The organism is Paenibacillus sp. J31R98 (genome assembly GCF_056269245.1).
In genome coordinates, this window is the sequence record NZ_JBWDNO010000002.1 from 425,559 (window position 1) to 443,826 (window position 18,268).

At 50.0% G+C, this 18,268-nt stretch carries 14 protein-coding genes; all 14 read right to left on the reverse strand.

Annotated features, from left to right (window positions below; genetic code table 11):
- Nucleotides 1-72: 72 nt before the first annotated feature.
- The 14 genes from pnp to proS all read right to left on the reverse strand — a co-directional run bounded on the left by pnp (nt 73) and on the right by proS (nt 18,267).
- Nucleotides 73-2,178, reverse strand: coding sequence for a polyribonucleotide nucleotidyltransferase (pnp, locus tag AC0YNX_RS10380; protein WP_475815613.1), 2,106 nt, complete (start codon nt 2,176-2,178; stop codon nt 73-75).
- A gap of 246 nt (nt 2,179-2,424) precedes the next feature.
- Nucleotides 2,425-2,694, reverse strand: a complete 270-nt coding sequence (gene rpsO, locus AC0YNX_RS10385; RefSeq protein ID WP_126016425.1) for a 30S ribosomal protein S15 — start codon at nt 2,692-2,694, stop codon at nt 2,425-2,427.
- A gap of 171 nt (nt 2,695-2,865) precedes the next feature.
- Nucleotides 2,866-3,819: a bifunctional riboflavin kinase/FAD synthetase gene (locus tag AC0YNX_RS10390; protein WP_475815614.1), complete on the reverse strand. Its 954-nt coding sequence runs from the start codon at nt 3,817-3,819 to the stop codon at nt 2,866-2,868.
- A 40-nt stretch (nt 3,820-3,859) separates the two neighbouring features.
- Nucleotides 3,860-4,780 (reverse strand): tRNA pseudouridine(55) synthase TruB, encoded by a 921-nt coding sequence (gene truB, locus AC0YNX_RS10395; protein WP_475815615.1) that lies wholly within the window; start codon nt 4,778-4,780, stop codon nt 3,860-3,862.
- Nucleotides 4,777-5,787 (reverse strand): DHH family phosphoesterase, encoded by a 1,011-nt coding sequence (locus AC0YNX_RS10400; protein WP_475815616.1) that lies wholly within the window; start codon nt 5,785-5,787, stop codon nt 4,777-4,779. Before AC0YNX_RS10400 ends, truB begins: the two co-directional genes overlap by 4 nt.
- Entirely contained in the window at nt 5,784-6,140 is a 357-nt protein-coding gene (gene rbfA / locus AC0YNX_RS10405) for a 30S ribosome-binding factor RbfA (protein ID WP_475815617.1), read from the reverse strand. Before rbfA ends, AC0YNX_RS10400 begins: the two co-directional genes overlap by 4 nt.
- A gap of 7 nt (nt 6,141-6,147) precedes the next feature.
- Complete coding sequence (gene infB / locus AC0YNX_RS10410; RefSeq protein WP_475815618.1) at nt 6,148-9,201, reverse strand: translation initiation factor IF-2; 3,054 nt, start codon at nt 9,199-9,201, stop codon at nt 6,148-6,150.
- Complete coding sequence (locus AC0YNX_RS10415; protein ID WP_475815619.1) at nt 9,194-9,526, reverse strand: L7Ae/L30e/S12e/Gadd45 family ribosomal protein; 333 nt, start codon at nt 9,524-9,526, stop codon at nt 9,194-9,196. Before AC0YNX_RS10415 ends, infB begins: the two co-directional genes overlap by 8 nt.
- Entirely contained in the window at nt 9,510-9,830 is a 321-nt protein-coding gene (gene rnpM, locus AC0YNX_RS10420) for an RNase P modulator RnpM (protein ID WP_475816221.1), read from the reverse strand. The genes AC0YNX_RS10415 and rnpM overlap by 17 nt, the downstream gene beginning before the upstream one ends.
- A gap of 33 nt (nt 9,831-9,863) precedes the next feature.
- Nucleotides 9,864-10,961, reverse strand: a complete 1,098-nt coding sequence (gene nusA, locus AC0YNX_RS10425; protein WP_475815620.1) for a transcription termination factor NusA — start codon at nt 10,959-10,961, stop codon at nt 9,864-9,866.
- Nucleotides 10,962-11,025: 64 nt separating this feature from the next.
- Entirely contained in the window at nt 11,026-11,490 is a 465-nt protein-coding gene (gene rimP / locus AC0YNX_RS10430) for a ribosome maturation factor RimP (RefSeq protein WP_475815621.1), read from the reverse strand.
- A 261-nt stretch (nt 11,491-11,751) separates the two neighbouring features.
- Nucleotides 11,752-12,024, reverse strand: a complete 273-nt coding sequence (locus AC0YNX_RS10435) for a hypothetical protein (RefSeq protein WP_475815622.1) — start codon at nt 12,022-12,024, stop codon at nt 11,752-11,754.
- Nucleotides 12,025-12,389: 365 nt separating this feature from the next.
- On the reverse strand, nt 12,390-16,697 hold the full coding sequence (locus AC0YNX_RS10440; protein WP_475815623.1) for a PolC-type DNA polymerase III: 4,308 nt from the start codon (nt 16,695-16,697) through the stop codon (nt 12,390-12,392).
- 118 nt (nt 16,698-16,815) lie between these two features.
- The gene (proS, locus tag AC0YNX_RS10445) at nt 16,816-18,267 is read right to left on the reverse strand and encodes a proline--tRNA ligase (RefSeq protein ID WP_475815624.1); all 1,452 of its coding nucleotides are present in this window, start codon (nt 18,265-18,267) and stop codon (nt 16,816-16,818) included.
- Between the last annotated feature and the right edge of the window lies 1 nt (nt 18,268).

The following is an 18,268-nucleotide window of genomic DNA, read 5'->3' on the forward strand; positions in this document are numbered from 1 at the left end:
AACGCATCTTTTTTGATAAACGCAAAAAAGAGACAGATTCGCATCTGTCTCCTTCATCTCAAACGAGCTTGATTATGATTGTTGCGCTGGCACTTCTGGTGTCAGAAGAACTTTGCGGGAAAGGTTGATACGGCCTTGAGCATCAATTTCAGTGACCTTCACTGTAATTTGATCGCCGATCTTCACCACGTCTTCTACTTTCGCTACGCGCTCAGAAGAGATTTGGGAAATGTGCACCAATCCATCTTTGTTCGGCAGAATTTCAACGAAGCAGCCGAATTTCTCGATCCGCTTAACTGTGCCGAGGTAAACCTCGCCCACAATAACTTCACGGACGATGCCTTCGATAATTTGTTTCGCACGCTCATTCGCTTCTGCATTGGAAGACGCGATGAACACAGTTCCGTCTTGCTCGATATCGATTTTTACGCCAGTTTCATCAATGATTTTATTGATGATTTTACCGCCCGAACCGATAACGTCACGGATTTTGTCCGGGTGAATCTTCATGATGACAATCTTAGGCGCGTATTGCGACAAGCTTGTACGCGGTGTAGCCATCACTTCATTCATTTTGCCCAGAATGTGCATACGGCCTTCGCGGGCTTGCTCCAGCGATTGCGACAGAATTGCGCGGTCGATACCGTTGATCTTGATGTCCATCTGGATCGCCGTTACGCCTGCAGCAGTACCTGCAACTTTGAAGTCCATATCGCCGAGGTGATCTTCCATACCTTGAATATCCGAGAGGATGGAGAAGTGATCGCCGTCTTTGATCAGACCCATTGCAATACCTGCAACCGGTGCTTTAATTGGAACGCCTGCATCCATCATCGCAAGTGTGCTTGCGCAAATACTTGCTTGGCTTGTGGAACCGTTCGATTCCAACACCTCGGATACAAGACGGATTGTGTACGGGAATTCCGTTTCACTTGGGATGACTTTCGACAACGCACGCTCACCAAGAGCACCGTGACCGATTTCGCGACGGCCTGGAGGACGAAGCGGTCTTGCTTCACCAACGCTGAACGGCGGGAAGTTGTAGTGGTGCATGAAGCGTTTCGTTTCTGTCAGGTCGATACCGTCAAGAATTTGAACGTCGCCCAGTGCACCAAGCGTACAAATGCTGAGTGCTTGTGTTTGTCCACGCGTGAACAAGCCAGTGCCGTGTGTACGCGGCAGAATAGCTACGTCACATTCAATTGGACGAATCTCAGCCAATGCCCGTCCATCCGGACGAACTTTATCATGAGTAATCAAACGACGAACTTCTTCTTTGACGATATCATAAAGCACTTCTTTCACGTCGCCAAGAAGCTCAGGTGTTTCAGCATACTCCGCTTCAAAGTGAGCAACAGCATCTGCATTGACTGCGTCAATCGCTTCTTGTCTTGCATGCTTCTCAACAACACGAACAGCTTCAACAAGACGTCCTTGCGCGAACGCGCGAACGGCTTCGTTCACCGATTCGTTTACCGCATGCAGCTTCACTTCGAGCTTCTGTTTGCCAGCAAGACCTTGCAGCTCTTCGATCGATGTCACGATACGCTTGATTTCGTCATGTCCGAACATAATCGCTTCAAGCATAACTTCTTCTGACACTTCGTTTGCTTCCGCTTCCACCATCATGATGGCATCTTTCGTTCCGGAAACAACAACAAAGATGTCGCTCTTCGACCCTTGGTCAACCGTCGGGTTGATGATGAACTGACCGTCGATACGGCCAACGATAACACCACCGATTGGACCATTAAACGGAAGATCCGAGATGCTCAGTGCAGCAGATGTACCGATCATTGCTGCGATTTCCGGTGAGCAGTCTTGATCCACGCTCATCACGATGTTCGCGATTTGCACTTCGTTCCGGAAGCCTTCCGGGAACAATGGACGAATCGGACGGTCTGTCAGACGGCTCGAAAGAATGGCTTTCTCGCTTGGACGACCTTCACGCTTGATGAATCCGCCAGGGATCTTACCAACCGCGTACAGACGCTCTTCGTAGTTCACCGTCAGCGGGAAAAAGTCAAGGTTCTTCGGTTCGTTCGATGCAACGACCGTACAAAGCACAACAGTTTCACCGTATTTCACGGTAACCGCTGCATTAGCTTGCTTAGCGAGACGGCCTGTCTCGAGAACGAGCGGGCGGCCGCCTAATGTTGTTTCTACACGCTGCAGCATAATTATCCTCCTCACCGCAACCGCTATACCTCACTCAAGGTACCCGGTTGTCAGTCTTCTAATGTTTCCATTCGTGAACTTACTTACCATTTCCTGCTGTAAAAAAATCTATAAGAAAAGCCCCTCATATCACGATGGAGCAGTTCATAAACGGTATGTATCACACATTTACAAAAAGCAACCTAGTGCAGCCGTCCCGGAATCCCAGGCGGCTTAACAACCAGGTTGCTTTTATCCCCGCATCTATTAACGGCGAAGGCCGAGTTTTTCGATCAATGCGCTGTAACGTTTAACATCTTTGTTTTTCAGGTAAGCCAACAGTTTACGACGTTGACCAACCATCTTAAGCAGACCGCGGCGCGAGTGGTGATCTTTCTTGTGCGTCCGTAGGTGATCTGTCAAGTTGACGATGTTTTTCGTCAGGATAGCGATCTGAACTTCTGGTGAACCAGTATCGTTCGCGTGGGTTTTGTGCTCGTCGATCAATTGGTGTTTAACCTCTTGAGTAATTGCCATCCGTATTCACCTCCTTCTATCATAATCGCCATTAGCCTCGCCGCCGTCGGTGAAAATCGAGCTGGCCAAGCTAAGGTTCTGATGTTGCGCGACCTACATACGAAGTATGGGTACGCAACCTTTAAGAGTATAGCACAACAGCCTAGCAAAAGTAAATGCCGATATCGGCGATTACTTATTATAGGTTGTCAAAACATTCCGCGCTTTATCCGAATCTGCCTTGATCTGGCTAACCAACTCATCAATCGAGCCGAACTTCTTCTCGGTACGAAGAAATGCGATGAATTCGATCGTTATCGTCTTATCATACAGATCTCCGCTGAAGTCAAACAAATGCGCTTCCATCACCGGTTCTGGCAGCTTCTCATGGAATGTCGGTTTCACACCGATATTGAGCACGCCCGGCATCCGTTTGCCATCGACGTGAACCATTATCGCATAAACGCCTTGTCTCGGAACGATGAAGCCCGCTTCCGGCTTCACATTGGCTGTCGGAAATCCGATTGTTCGCCCTCTGCCTTCCCCATGAATGACAGTTCCGCGAACTTGATAAGGCTCGCCAAGCAGCTGTTCGGCTGCTTCCGGACGGCCATCTTGCAGCGCCTCACGAATGAGCGTGCTGCTTACTTTATCGCCATCTTGCATGAAAGGATCCACAATTTCCACCTCGATGTCCGGCTCCCCAAGAGCCCATAACGTTTCCGGTTTCCCTGCGCCTTTTGCTCCGAAAGTGAAGTCAAAGCCGACAACCGCTTTCTTCACACGAAGCGGCCGCAGCACCTGACCTACGAAATCTTCCGGCGAAACGCCCGCAAAGGTTAAATCGAACGTGACAATATAGACCACGTCGACCCCAATCCGGCGAAACCGTTCAATCTTGTCTTCAAGCGGTGTCAGGCTGACTGCATACTGCCCGCTTTGGCCAAGCACTTCCTTCGGATGCGGATGAAAGGTCATCACCGCACTTTGAAGCCCGGTTGCCTTCGCCAATTCCACCGCGCGGCGGATAACATTCTGATGCCCGCGGTGCACACCGTCAAAATGACCGATCGCCAGCGCCTTCGGCACAGTTTGCTGCTCTGTGCACGTGGTTGCAATCGGGTATTGTAATGAGATGATTTCCATCTGCAGTCACACCTGCTTTATGATCTTCACTATAACAAGCTTACGCGGTAGGAGTGAAAACTTTCACACCTTTAAGCGAAGCTGTTTCTTGATCTTGCTCGAACAAACCAGCAAACGTTCCATCTTCACCATACAACCGAATGATCGCATCCAATTCGAATGGATCATGCTCGAGCAGCGAGTGAAGCTCGATACGTTTCCCTTGAAAAGCACGCTGTACATTGTGGTTGCTCACCGTCGCGCGTGGAAAGTGATTAATCGCCTGATCAGCTGGTGTCAGCTTCGAAGCAAGCTCGCCTGATTCCATTAGCTCTGCAATCGATTCGAGCGTGTAGCAGTCCGCTTCTGTGAAGCCGCCTGACATCGTTCGAGTCAATTTCACCATAACTGCCGGAACATGAAGCGCTTGTCCAATATCAACGCAAAGGGTTCGGATATAAGTGCCCTTGGAGCATTCCACCGAGAATCGAATCGTCGGATGAGGCTGATCCAGCTTCATCTCAAGCAGCTCGAGCTTGTGGATTGTGACCACTCTCGACTTCCGTTCAACGACTTGTCCTTCTCGTGCAAGCTCATAGAGCCGTTTGCCGTCTACCTTCACCGCGGAATACATCGGCGGTACTTGTTCGATCTCTCCGATAAATGTAGCGAGAACGCGCCGAATCTCGTCTTCCGTAATAGTTACGGAAGGAAGCTCACTCAGTACAGTGCCTGACATATCTTCGGTATCCGTAGCGATACCGAATTTCATCTCTGCTTCGTAGCTCTTCGGACGCTCTTGCACATATTCGACGACACGCGTCGCTCTGCCAATGCAGAGCGGAAGCACGCCTGTTACTTCGGGATCGAGCGTACCGGTATGTCCGATGCGCTTCACCTTGATCAATCTTCTAACTTTTGCAACGACGTCGTGAGAGGTCCAGCCAGCTGGCTTCCAGACCGCCAAGATGCCATCCATCATTTATCCAGCGCCTCTCTTACTGCATTGACTACTAATGCGGAAGATTCAAGAATGCCATGCGCAAGCCTGCAGCCAGCCGCACGAACATGTCCTCCACCGCCGAATGATTGCGCAATCGCAGATACGTCCACCTTGCCGGCGGAACGCATGCTTACTTTCACTTCGCCATTCTCGGTTTCTTTGAGCAAAATGCCCACTTCTACACCTTCCACATTAAGCGCATAATTGACGAGACCTTCTAGATCATCACCGATGGCGCCAGTCTCTGCCATGTCCGCATGTGTTATGTAGAGTGAAGCGATCTTGTTATCCTCCGAGAACAAAAGACGGCTTAGGCCGCGCTGCAAGATAAGCAGCTGAGCCTTCGTCATCATCTCCAGCAGCAGGTTCGCGATATAATGAGCTGGCGCGCCCTCTGCAAGCATATGTGAAGCAATATGCATCACCCGAGGAGTTGTATTGGAATAGCGGAAACCGCCCGTATCCGTTAACAAACCGGTATAAATGGCGGTTGCTACTTCTTTATCCAGCGGGATCGCACCGTGCTCAATCAAATCATACAAAATTTCAACCGTTGCAGCCGCATCGACTCGGATCAAGTTTGCCGCCCCGAACGCATCATTAGTAGGATGATGATCGATATTAAGAAGCTGTGCGTCATCGGTAAATAGCGTGCTCACAAGACCAATTCGGCGAAAATCAGCGCAATCGATCGCGATAATACGATCGAACTTCTCAGTCGGCTGCGATAAGCTGTAATTGATAATCATTGCGGACCTGTCCATAAATTGAAGCCGGACAGGCACTTTGCCTTCATTCATTAAGATGGCTTGTTTGCCAAGCTGGTCAAGCAGCCAGCCAACAACGATCGTTGAGCTAATTGCGTCGCCATCTGGCTGAACATGCGAGACGACAAGAAACCGATTGCCGCCTCGAATGAATTCAAGCGCCTTCTGAAGCTGCTCCAGGTATGCGACCGAGAACGCCGCAGAATCTCCGGCGGTCATTGCTGAACACTTCCGCCGTTAATATCAGTGAGCAGCGATTCGATCCGGCTGCCGTACTCGATGCTGCTGTCGAACTTGAACAGCAGATCCGGCGTGTGACGGAATCGAATTCGCTTGCCGAGCTCGGAGCGCAGGAAGCCTTTGCCACGGGCAAGTGCTTTCAGCGTCTCCTCCTTCTGCTCTTCACTGCCAAGCACGCTAAGGTAAATCCGCGCCTGGGACATATCGTTCGTCAGATCGACGCCCGTTACAGTAATGAAGCCAATTCGCGGATCTTTAAGCTCCGTCTGAATGAGCTGGCTTAATTCTTTCTTGATTTGTTCACCTACACGTCCTACGCGGACTTTCGCCATAGGTTAATCACCTCTCTACTGACTCCAAGATGTAGGCTTCAATGATGTCGCCTTCTCTGAGGTCATTAAACTTATCCAGCGTAATACCGCACTCGTAGCCTTGTGCCACTTCTTTGGCATCGTCCTTGAAACGTTTAAGCGATTCGATCTCGCCATCGAACGTTACGATTCCGCCACGGATCAACCGTGCTTTAGCATTACGCGCAATTTTACCGGAAATAACCATACAACCTGCGATTACGCCGACCTTCGTAACTTTGAACAAGTTACGCACTTCTGCTTGACCAATAACAACTTCCTTGAACACTGGATCAAGCATGCCTTTCATTGCGTGCTCGATTTCGTCAATGACGTTGTAAATGATGCTGTGCAGACGGATATCAACTTTCTCTTGCTCGGCTGTCGCAAGAGCTTGTGGCTCAGGACGAACGTTAAAGCCGATTACGATAGCGCTCGACGCAGCAGCAAGGTTGATATCGGATTCAGTGATCGCACCGGCACCGCTGTGGATGATTTTGACACGTACGCCTTCAATATCAATCTTGGCAAGTGATCCTTTAAGCGCCTCAGTGGAGCCTTGAACGTCACCTTTGATGATAACGTTCAGATCTTTGATCTCGCCTTCTTTAATATGATTGTACAAATCTTCAAGCGTTACTCTCGAGTTCGCGCCAAGATCAGCTTGACGCTGCTTGATTGCGCGACGATCTGCGATAGCACGTGCTTTACGCTCGTCTTCGAATACGAGGAACGGATCGCCCGCTTGAGGAACCTCAGTCAAACCAGTAATCTCAATTGGCGTACTTGGACCCGCTTCTTTGAGTCTGCGGCCCTTGTCATTGACCATGGCACGAACACGGCCGAAGCAGTTACCTGCAACGAATGCGTCGCCGATCTTAAGCGTACCGTGCTGTACGAGCACGCGCGCAACCGGACCTTTACCTTTATCAAGCTCAGCTTCAATGACCGTACCGCGAGCACGTTTGTTCGGGTTCGCTTTGTAGTCGTTCATTTCTGCAACGAGCAGAATCATCTCGAGCAGCTCTTCGAGGTTCGTGCGCTGCTTCGCAGACACGTTTACGAAGATCGTATCGCCGCCCCATTCTTCCGGAACGAGTGCATACTCAGTCATGCTTTGTTTGATTTTGTCAACATCCGCGCCTGGCTTATCAATCTTGTTCACAGCGACGATGATTGGCACGCCTGCTGCTTTCGCGTGATTGATCGCTTCAACCGTCTGTGGCATCACGCCGTCATCCGCTGCAACAACGATGATGGTAATATCCGTTACCTGTGCACCACGGGCACGCATAAGCGTAAACGCTTCGTGACCTGGTGTATCAAGGAAAGTAATTTTCTTGTGGTTGATTTCGACTTGGTACGCACCGATATGCTGCGTAATGCCGCCTGCCTCGCCGCTAGTTACATTCGTATGGCGAATCGCATCAAGAAGCGTTGTTTTACCGTGGTCAACGTGACCCATGATGGTAACAACTGGCGGACGAGTTTCAAGTACATCATCTTCGTCCTTCTCTTCGAATGTCTCGAATGCATCCTCTTCAACCGGGATCTTCACTTCAACTTCAACACCGTATTCAGTGGCAATCAGTTGAACCGTATCGAGGTCTACCTCTTGGTTGATCGTTGCCATTACGCCAAGCGTAATGAGTTTCTTGATGACTTCGGAAGCATCCTTATGCAGCAGCTTCGCCAGATCGCCAACGGACATTGTACCACGTACAATAATTTTCTTAGGTGTGTTGTCGATCTTCTCTTTGTACACTTGTTGCTGGCCTTTACCGCGGTTGTTCTTGCCTCCACGGTTGTTTCTGAAGTTGCTGCCCGTACGGTTATCGTCAAAACGTTTGTTTACGCTGTTGAACGAATTGTTCGCAGCTTTCGGATTCGTTCTACGCTTATCTTCCGTCGTGAACGTACGTGCAGGTGTACTGTTAGTACGGTTTGCTGACGATTGCTGCGAATCTTGGCGAGGTGCATTGTTACGGAAACCGCCGCCACCCTGACTGCTGCCACCTTGACCGCTTTGACCTTGCGGACGGTTGCCTTGATAGCCGCCGCCACCTTGACCGCTTTGACCTTGCGGACGGTTGCCTTGGTAGCCGCTGCCACCTTGACCACCTTGACCTTGCGGACGATTGCCTTGGTAACCACCGCCACCTTGACCGCTTTGACCTTGTGGACGATTACCTTGGTAACCGCCGCCACCTTGACCGCTTTGACCTTGTGGACGATTACCTTGGTAGCCGCCGCCACCTTGACCGCCTTGACCGCCTTGACCTTGTGGACGGTTGCCTTGGTAGCCGCTTCCTTGACCTTGCGGACGGTTGCCTTGATAACCGCCGCCTTGACCTTGTGGACGATTGCCTTGGTAGCCGCCGCCTTGACCTTGCGGACGGTTGCCTTGGTAGCCGCCGCCTTGACCTTGCGGACGATTGCCTTGATAGCCGCCGCCTTGACCTTGCGGGCGCTGCTGATTAGAAGAAGAATGAGATGCATTCGCCGAAGGTTGTGTGTTTGTAGTTGGAGCTGTGTTTGAAGCTGTGTTTGAAGCTGTGTTTGAAGCTGTGTTTGAAGCTGTGTTTGAAGCTGATTCTGTAGCAGATGATGGACTTGGAGCCGATTGTGCAGCGTTATTCGCTGCTGATGATGGTGTATTTGTTGTGTTCATATTCCCCTGCGTTTCTTGAGTATTTTTGTTAGCATGACCATGATTCTGCGCTGCATTCGAATTCGTTTGCTGCGGCTTACGCTCTGGTTGTCCTTGCTGTGAAGGACGATTATTATTGGAAGCTCCTGCCGCTGCGGATACCGTCGCGTTCTCCTGCGCGCGTTTAGCGGCAGCATTCGCTTTGATGTCTCGGAAGAATCCTTCCACTTTCGAGACCATTTCATTCTCCATGACGCTCATATGATTATTTACAGGAAGATTGAGGCGCTTGAGAATGGTAATAATTTCTTTGCTGCTCATGTTTAGCGACTTGGCGTATTCATAGACTCGCGTCTTATCTTTATTGTCTTTGCTCTCGTTTTGTTTAGTCAATATACTCCACCTCCGAAGGTTCAATTAAGCTCTGTTGGATGCTCTTTGAGAAGCCTGCATCGGTTACGCCGAGCAGCACTCGCTCCGACTTGCCAATCGCTTCCCCGATCGTAATCCGGTCAAATGCTTCAATTAGCTTGACATTGTAGGTGGCACATTTGTCCCGAAACTTCTTCTTCGTATTATCTGATGCATCAGCGGCAACTATGACGATTTTTGCTTTTCCTTGCCTAACCGCCTTCAGTACGGTTTCATCCCCGGTCACGAGCTTGCCTGCTCGCATCGCCATGCCGAGTAAGGAGAGTGCTTTATGCTTCTTCGTCATCGTTATCCATCGCATCCTTATTCGCGTTAAACGTATCCTCGACGGCAATAAAATCCTGTTCAAGTTGATCATAAATTTCGATGCCGACGGTCTGTTTCAGTGCCCGATCCAGTGCTCTGCTCTTCTTCGCTAGCTTGAAGCAGGACACTTTACCGCACAGATACGCGCCGCGTCCAGCTTTTTTGCCTGTCAGGTCAATCAATATCGCCTCGTCCGGAGTTCGAACGACGCGAATCAGTTCCTTCTTTGGCATCATCTGCTGGCAAGCCACACATTTGCGCAGTGGTATTTTTCTAGGTCTCACCATGCATCCCCCCTGAACACGCCTATACAAAAATTAGTCGATGGAGATGGAATCCTGGTGCATCGTGCCCACTTGCGATTTTGGACGGCCAAACTCTTGCTCAGCTTGAGTTTCGCTCTTAATATCAATCTTCCAGCCTGTCAGCTTCGCAGCAAGGCGAGCGTTCTGGCCTTTGATACCAATCGCAAGCGACAATTGATAGTCCGGCACGATAACACGCGCCATCTTCTCTTGCTCGTATACGATAACTTCGATTACCTTCGAAGGGCTCAGCGCATTCGCAACATATTCTTCGACGTTCTCGGACCAACGAACAATATCAATCTTCTCGCCCTTCAGCTCCGTAACGATCGTTTGCACGCGCATCCCTTTCTGCCCTACGCAAGATCCGACCGGATCTACTTCCGAGTTGCGAGAATGTACGGCAATCTTCGAACGGAAGCCCGCTTCGCGCGCAACGGAACGAATTTCTACTACACCGTCGTAGATTTCAGGAACCTCTAGTTCAAAGAGACGCTTAAGCAGACCTGGATGCGTACGTGAAAGGAAAATCTGCGGACCCTTCGTCGTATTCTCGACCTTTGTAATGAACGATTTCACCCGATCGCCATGCTTGAACTTGTCAGTTGGCATAAGTTCAGTAAGCGGCAGTACCGCTTCAACTTTACCGAGGTCGATGAACAGGTTCCGTACGTCTTGACGCTGAACAATCCCGTTCACAATGTCTTCTTCTTTATCGATGAAAGCATTGTAGATGAGACCGCGCTCAGCTTCACGGATACGCTGTGTGACGACTTGCTTCGCCGTTTGTGCGGCGATGCGGCCGAAGTCACGAGGGGTTACTTCGATTTCTGCGATGTCATCAAGCTGGTAATGCGGGTTAATCTCGCGGGATGCTTCCACGGAAATTTCAAGACGCGGGTCAAGAACGTCATCCACGACTGTTTTGCGCGCATACACTTTAATGACGCCTGTAAAACGGTTAATATCCACACGCACGTTTTGCGCGGTATTGAAATTGCGCTTGTAGCTTGAAATCAGGGCCGCTTCGATCGCTTCCAGCAAAATATCTTTGCTGATCCCTTTCTCTCTTTCGATTTCCGACAATGCTTCAATAAATTCCATGCTCATTGGAAATGAGTTCCCCCTTTCAACTGGTTCCCTATCGTTATATTCATGCCTTCATCTTCAACGATTAGAAAATGATGGCTAAACGGGCGCTTGCTACTTTAGCGTAAGGAATTGTATGTTTCTTCTTACCGATCTCGACAACAACTTCTTCGCCATCAAAAGAAAGCAGCGTACCTTCAAACTCCTTCAAGCCGCCAATCTGCTCATAAGTCGTTACAAATACATGCTTGCCCACGGATTTGTGGACATCCTCCGGCTTCTTCAGCGGACGTTCCGCACCTGGCGAGGATACTTCCAGGAAGTAAGCATCCGAAATCGGATCGTTCTCATCAAGCTTCTCACTTAAGTATTCGCTAATGCGGCCGCACTCATCGATATCAATGTGGCCTTCTAGTTTGTCAACGTAGATCCGAAGGAACCAATTGCTGCCTTCTCTCACATACTCGACGTCAACGAGTTCAAATCCATTCTCATCGAGGAATGGCTTTGCCATTTCCTCAACTGCGGTTTTGATCATAGCTGTGTTCAAAAACGATGTACCTCCCACTGCAGCTGTTCGCCACGCAAGAGGCGGCGTTACTGGCAGTTCAATTTAGTTCAGCTGAATATCAACCTCATGCGAGATGAGGGTCATTCTACATTCTGTATGGCGAAAAAGGTGCAGACAAAACGTAAAGAGTGGGTTTCCCCACTCTTCTGCGAAAAGGTCGTATCATCAGCATTACCAGAAAGATTATACCATAACCATGATGTGGTGACAATAAGGGGCGCTCATGGTGGCGGGGAGCCGCTAGTCGCGCGTGTGGCTGCCCGGGCAGGACCACCGCTCCGTTCGGTAGTGCGCCTGCGGCCGCTGTTGAACTCGGTATGCTTGAATTAGACCGCCAAGCGGTAGCATTCCGAGTTCAAAGGCGGCACGTAAACTCTCCGGCTGCACCATCGAACTACGCTCCCCTGCCCATTTGCCCCCCTCGCCGCCGCCATTCGCTTTGCGGCAAAAGCCGCTGCTGCCGGAGAACCTCGGCAGCAGCGGCTGTAGCGGCTTCGCCCTTTTTGCGAGCACCCAGTCGGCCTGCGTGACTGTTGCAGTCGCTAGTGAATCCTAAGGCACTTAATTTTGAATGCTGAGCGCTTTTGCGAAGCTAACAAACTAAGAGCACGTTATTATCCATATATCGCGGACCAAATCGTCCATTTGAAGCCTAATAACTTTTCTGGAGTTCGTTAACTCAGAAATGATGCGAGTTTCTTCGTAATAAGTACTTGTGAGTTCGTTAGGTAGAAATGTATAAAGCCAATTCCCTAAGAGCTTGAAACCAACACCATAGTCGTCCCTACGGGACTCGTTTGCCTGCGGCAAACCTCCCACCACTCGAACCACTAACAACACGAAACCCGGTGCCTCAGCACCGGGTTTCCATTTACCTATTAGAACAACGACAACTGGTTCGACTCCGGCAAGCCGCGGAAACAGCCCATGCCTGTCAGAACCTCAACAATCGTCTTCGAAGCCTTCGACTTCTGCTGGAAGTCCTCGATGGACAAGAACTCGCCGAAGTCACGAGCGCCGGCGATATTCTTCGCCGCATTCTCACCGATACCGCTGATTGCGCCGAATGGAGGAATGATCGACTTGTCTTCTACGATGAACCGCGTCGCTTCGGAACGATACAAATCTACTGGCTTAAACGTGAAACCACGTGCTGTCATCTCCAGCGCCATCTCAAGGAGAGACACGCTGTTCTTCTCCTTCGGCGTTGCAGTAAAGCCTTTTGCCTCGATTTCGCCTAATCGGCGCCCGATTGCTTCGTAACCTTGACACAGAAGCTCAAGATCGAAATCCTCTGCACGAATCGAGAAGTACGTCGCATAGTAATGGATCGGATAATACAGCTTGAAGTATGCGGTACGCACAGCCGAGATAACATAGGCCGCGGCGTGCGCTTTCGGGAACATGTACTCGATCTTCAGACACGAGTCGATATACCACTGAGGTACCTTACAACGCTTCATCTCTTCGATCCACTCTGGCGTCAGACCTTTACCTTTACGTACGCTCTCGGTGATTTTGAACGCGAGACCCGCATCCATGCCTGCTTTATAAATTAAGAAAAGCATAATATCATCACGACAGCCGATAACGGTCTTGATCGTGCAAGTCCGGTTCTTGATTAGCTCCTGCGCATTGCCAAGCCATACGCCTGTTCCGTGAGACAAGCCTGATATTTGCAGTAAGTCGGCAAAAGTCTGGGGCTTTGTCTCTTCAAGCATCTGACGAACGAATTTCGTTCCCATCTCCGGTACGCCGTAAGTTGCGACCGTAGAACGGATTCGGTCAGGCATGACACCAAGCGCATCCGTCGAGCTAAACATGCTCATTACCTTCGGATCGTTCATCGGGATTGTCGTCGGATCGACGCCGGTGAGATCCTGGAGCATCCTCATCATCGTCGGATCATCGTGTCCGAGAATATCGAGCTTAAGGAGATTATCCTCGAAGGCATGATAGTCAAAATGCGTCGTTTTCCACTCGGCGTTCACATCATCCGCTGGAAATTGCACTGGCGTAACATCTTCAACCTCAATGTAATCCGGGACTACGACAATACCGCCCGGATGCTGACCGGTGCTTCGCTTAACGCCCGTACAGCCGTTCGCGAGGCGAGCAAGCTCAGCTCCACGCCACTTTTTTCCATAGCTTTCTTCGTATTTCTTCGCAAAACCATATGCTGTCTTCTCCGCTACCGTACCAATGGTTCCTGCACGGTATACGTTCTCAGGACCGAACATTTCCTTCGTGAAGTTATGCGCGATCGGCTGATATTCGCCGGAGAAGTTAAGATCGATATCGGGAACTTTATCGCCTTTAAAGCCCAGGAACGTCTCGAACGGAATATCCTGTCCTTCACCCTTCAGCGGCTTACCGCAGTTCGGGCATATTTTATTCGGTAGATCAAATCCACTCGGATAGCTGCCGTCGAGGAAAAACTCGCTATATTTGCAATCAGTGTTCAAACACGTATAGTGTGCCGGGAGCGGGTTAACCTCGGAAATCCCAAGGAATGTCGCTACAACGGAAGATCCTACGGAACCACGGGAACCAACCAAGTAACCGTCTGCATTCGACTTCTTAACAAGCCGCGCCGAGATTAGATAGTTGGCTGCGAAGCCCGCTTTCGTGATCGGCACGAGCTCCCGCTCCAGCCGCTCTACGACGACCTCTGGTATCGGCTCTCCATATAGCTGACGCGCCGTATCATAGCACGTATTACGCATCTCCTCATCCGCTCCTTCCAGAATCGGAACGAACAACTTCGGAGGGAACATACTGTACTCTTCGAAACGGTCAGCAAGCTCGGAAGTATTCTTGACGACGACTTCATAAGCGCGTGCTTCACCGAGGAAAGCAAATTCCTCTAACATTTCTTTCGTTGTGCGGAAATGCGCATCTGGTTTTTGAATATCCTTGAGCGGACTGAACCCGGTAATACCGTGAATGGTAATATCCCGGAACAGCTTGTCCCGCTGCTGCAGATAGTGCACATTGCCCGTTGCGATAATTGGCTTGCCAAGCTTATCGCCGATTTCACAGACGCGGCGAATGGCTTGTTCAATCTCCGCACGGCTTGCTACGAAGCCCTTTTCCACGAGATGCATGTAGAAAGTGACTGGCTGAATTTCCAGTACGTCGTAATACAGCGCAACCTCTTCTGCTTCTTCGACCGATTTGTTCATAACCGCCTCGAAGAATTCACCTTTCTCGCAACCCGAGATAATAAGCAGTCCTTCACGCAGATCTGACAGCTTGCTCTTCGGAATCGTTGCAACACGTTTAAAATGCTGGGTATGCGACATCGATATAAGTTTAAATAAGTTCTTCTTGCCTGTTCCGTTAAGCGCATAAATACAGCAGTGGAACGGACGCATATTGGATAAGTCGAGTCCCACATAGTCGTTCAGCATTTGCAGACCCGTAATATTGCGCGCTGCACAATCGCCAATGAGTCCGAACAGAACGCCGCCGAGTGCAATGGAGTCATCTATCGCACGGTGATGATTCTCGAGACTGATTTTATATTTATCTGCTAGCGTATTCAGCCTGTGATTCTTCATCGAAGGATGAAGGAACCTTGCAAGCTCCAGCGTATCGAGCACCGGATTCTTCACTTCAGGCAAGCCGTTCGCTTTGCACGCCGCTTGAAGGAAGCCCATATCGAACCTTGCATTATGCGCGACAAGGACGGAATCGCCAACAAAATCTATAAAGTCGCCAATCTTCTCGCTAAGATCAGGCGCGTCTGCTACCATCTCATTCGTAATATTCGTCAGCTGCTGGATGTTGTATGGAATATCCTCATGCGGATTAATGAAAGTGGAGAATCGATCAATCTCCTTACCCTCATGCATCTTCACGCCAGCAAGCTCGATAATCTTATTATTCACGACAGATAAGCCTGTTGTCTCCACGTCGAAAACAACATAAGTCGCTGTCTGCATCAACTCTTCACGAGCATTCATAACCATCGGAATGGCATCGTTGACGACGTTCGCTTCAAGGCCGAACAGCACCTTAACGCCATGCTTCTTCGCCGCTTTCGCAGCTTCCGGGTAACACTGGACGTTGCCGTGGTCGGTAATCGCAATCGCTTTATGACCCCATTTTGCCGCTTGCTTGATGTAAGTATCAACTGACGTTATCGCGTCCATTGTACTCATCGTGGTGTGAAGATGGAATTCGACGCGTTTCTCTTCCGCATCATCCTTCGCTTCTTTCGGAGCTACTACTTCATGCAGATCGGAAGGCATCATGACAAGCTCAGGCTCCATCATGAATCGGTCATATTCCACACGTCCGCGCGCTTTGATCCACTTGCCGTTCGCGAGCTGCTTCAGAACTTTAACATCTTCCTTCGTCTTGGCGAACATCTTCATAGCTATGGAATCTGTAAAGTCCGTCACGTTGAACGTAAACAGGGTGCTGCCGTTCCGCAGCTCCTTCTCGTCTAAGCCGAAAACAGTACCTTGAACGGTTACCTTCTTCTCTTCTTCGACGACATTCATGATCGGAACGGCTTCATCGCGAATGTCATACCCGACGACTAGGCGCACATCGCCTTCATCAAGCGGTGGCTCCTCAGGCACGCTTGCCATCATCATCGCTTCGAGCACTTCGCGCTCTTCCATGACCCGCTTCTGATTGAACTCCTCGAACACTTCTTGGTTCGACTCTGCAACAACCAGCTTCACGCGACAAGCGACAGAGAACTGCTGCTGATAGAAATCAACTGCAAGCTCGTCAATTTTCTTCTTCCGTGCAAGCTCAAGCCCCATCTCATCCATTAAGTGCAGTGTAATGTGGTCACCGGATACATCCATCTTCGACTTGCTAATCCAGCCATTTACGGATGGATTGCTATGCTGCAGCCACTCGACGAATGCCGGCCAGTATGCCTCGATAACCTCTTCCTTCTGCACATCTTCACCAAACTGAAACTGGAACGAAATTTGAGCTATATGGGTAAATTTCGCTTGAATGCTGCGACAAAAAACAGTAAAAGCCGGTAAAGGAACCAAAGACGCTTTGCGAATGCAAAACGTCCACTCCCGGTTACTCCGGCTTACGACCACTTTGTCTATATAGGCATCACCAAAATGCTCATCCGTCAATTGCTGCGGCAATTCTGCCTGCTTCAATAGCAGCTCGAACCGCTGCCGCTTGTCCCCGGTTTGGTTCATTCATTTCTCCCCCAAATGTAAACGGCTACTACCGTCTCCCAGACGGCAATAGCTATCGTTACGCGTTTACGTGTCTCAAGAAGAAACGGCCCAAAGGGCCGTCTCATCTCCTATTTCATTAGTACGCGCGAGCAAACACAACCGTATGCTCTGCTTTCTCTCCGCACACCAAACATTTTGTTTTATGCTCAGCCGGTTCAAACGGAATGTTACGGCTTGTTGCGCCCGTCTCTTCCTTCACCTGGCTCTCACATGCATCCGAGCCGCACCAGCCTGCCGTAGCGAAGCCGCGCTGCTCTTCAAACAACGATTTCATCTCATCAAGCGTTTCGACCGAATAGGAATGATCCGTACGGAACTGCTTCGCTCGCTCAAGCATATCATTATGGATCTCCGTCAGCATACCATCAATTTCTTCCTTCAAATTGCTTTGAAGTACGATACGCTTCTCGCCTGTAATCCGGGATACGAGAACGACTTGTCCATTCTCCATATCGCGAGGTCCAAGCTCAAGGCGAATCGGTACGCCGCGCATTTCGTATTCATTGAACTTCCAGCCTGGGCTAACGTCGCTGCGATCATCCACTTTCACGCGAATGCCTGCCTTCTTCAGCTCAGCGAACAGCTCGTCCACACGGCCAATCACTTGCTCACGTGTCTTCGGAGGTCCGATTGGAATCATGATGACTTGTGTTGGAGCAACCTTCGGCGGCAATACTAGCCCGCGGTCATCGCCATGTACCATAATCAGCGCACCCATCAAACGAGTCGATACGCCCCATGAAGTCGTGTGGCAGTATTGCAGCGTGTTCTCACGGTCCAAATACTTGATATCGAATGCGACTGCAAACTTCGTACCGAGATAATGGGAAGTACCGGCTTGTACCGCACGGCCGTCCTTCATCATGGCTTCAATGGAATAGGTATCTACTGCACCGGCAAAACGCTCAGAAGGTGTCTTCTGTCCCATAATAACCGGAATCGCCAAGTAGTTCTCGCAGAAATCGCGGTAAGTCTCAAGCATCTGATTCGTTTCTTCGCGAGCCTCTGTCTCATTTTCATGAGCGGTGTGGCCTTCTTGCCACAAGAACTCCGTCGTACGAAGGAATGGCAATGTGCGTTTCTCCCAACGTACAACGTTTGCCCATTGGTTAATCAGGACAGGCAAGTCACGGTACGATTGAATCCACTTCGCATACATATGACCGATAATCGTCTCGGATGTCGGACGAATCGCCAGACGTTCTTCCAGCTTCTCTCCGCCTGCCTCGGTTACCCATGGCAGCTCCGGGTTAAAGCCTTCAATGTGCTCCTTCTCTTTCATGAAGAAGCTCTCCGGGATGAACATCGGGAAGTACGCGTTGCGGTGACCGGATTCCTTGAATCTGCGGTCTAATTCATCACGCATGTGCTCCCAAATTTCAAACCCTTCCGGGCGGAATACGATACAACCGCGCACTGGGGAATAATCCATCAGTTCGGCTTTTTTAATAACATCAATGTACCAGCGTGAGAAATCCTCGCTCTGCGGCGTGATTTCTGCTGAAACGAACTGCTTCTCTTTCGACATG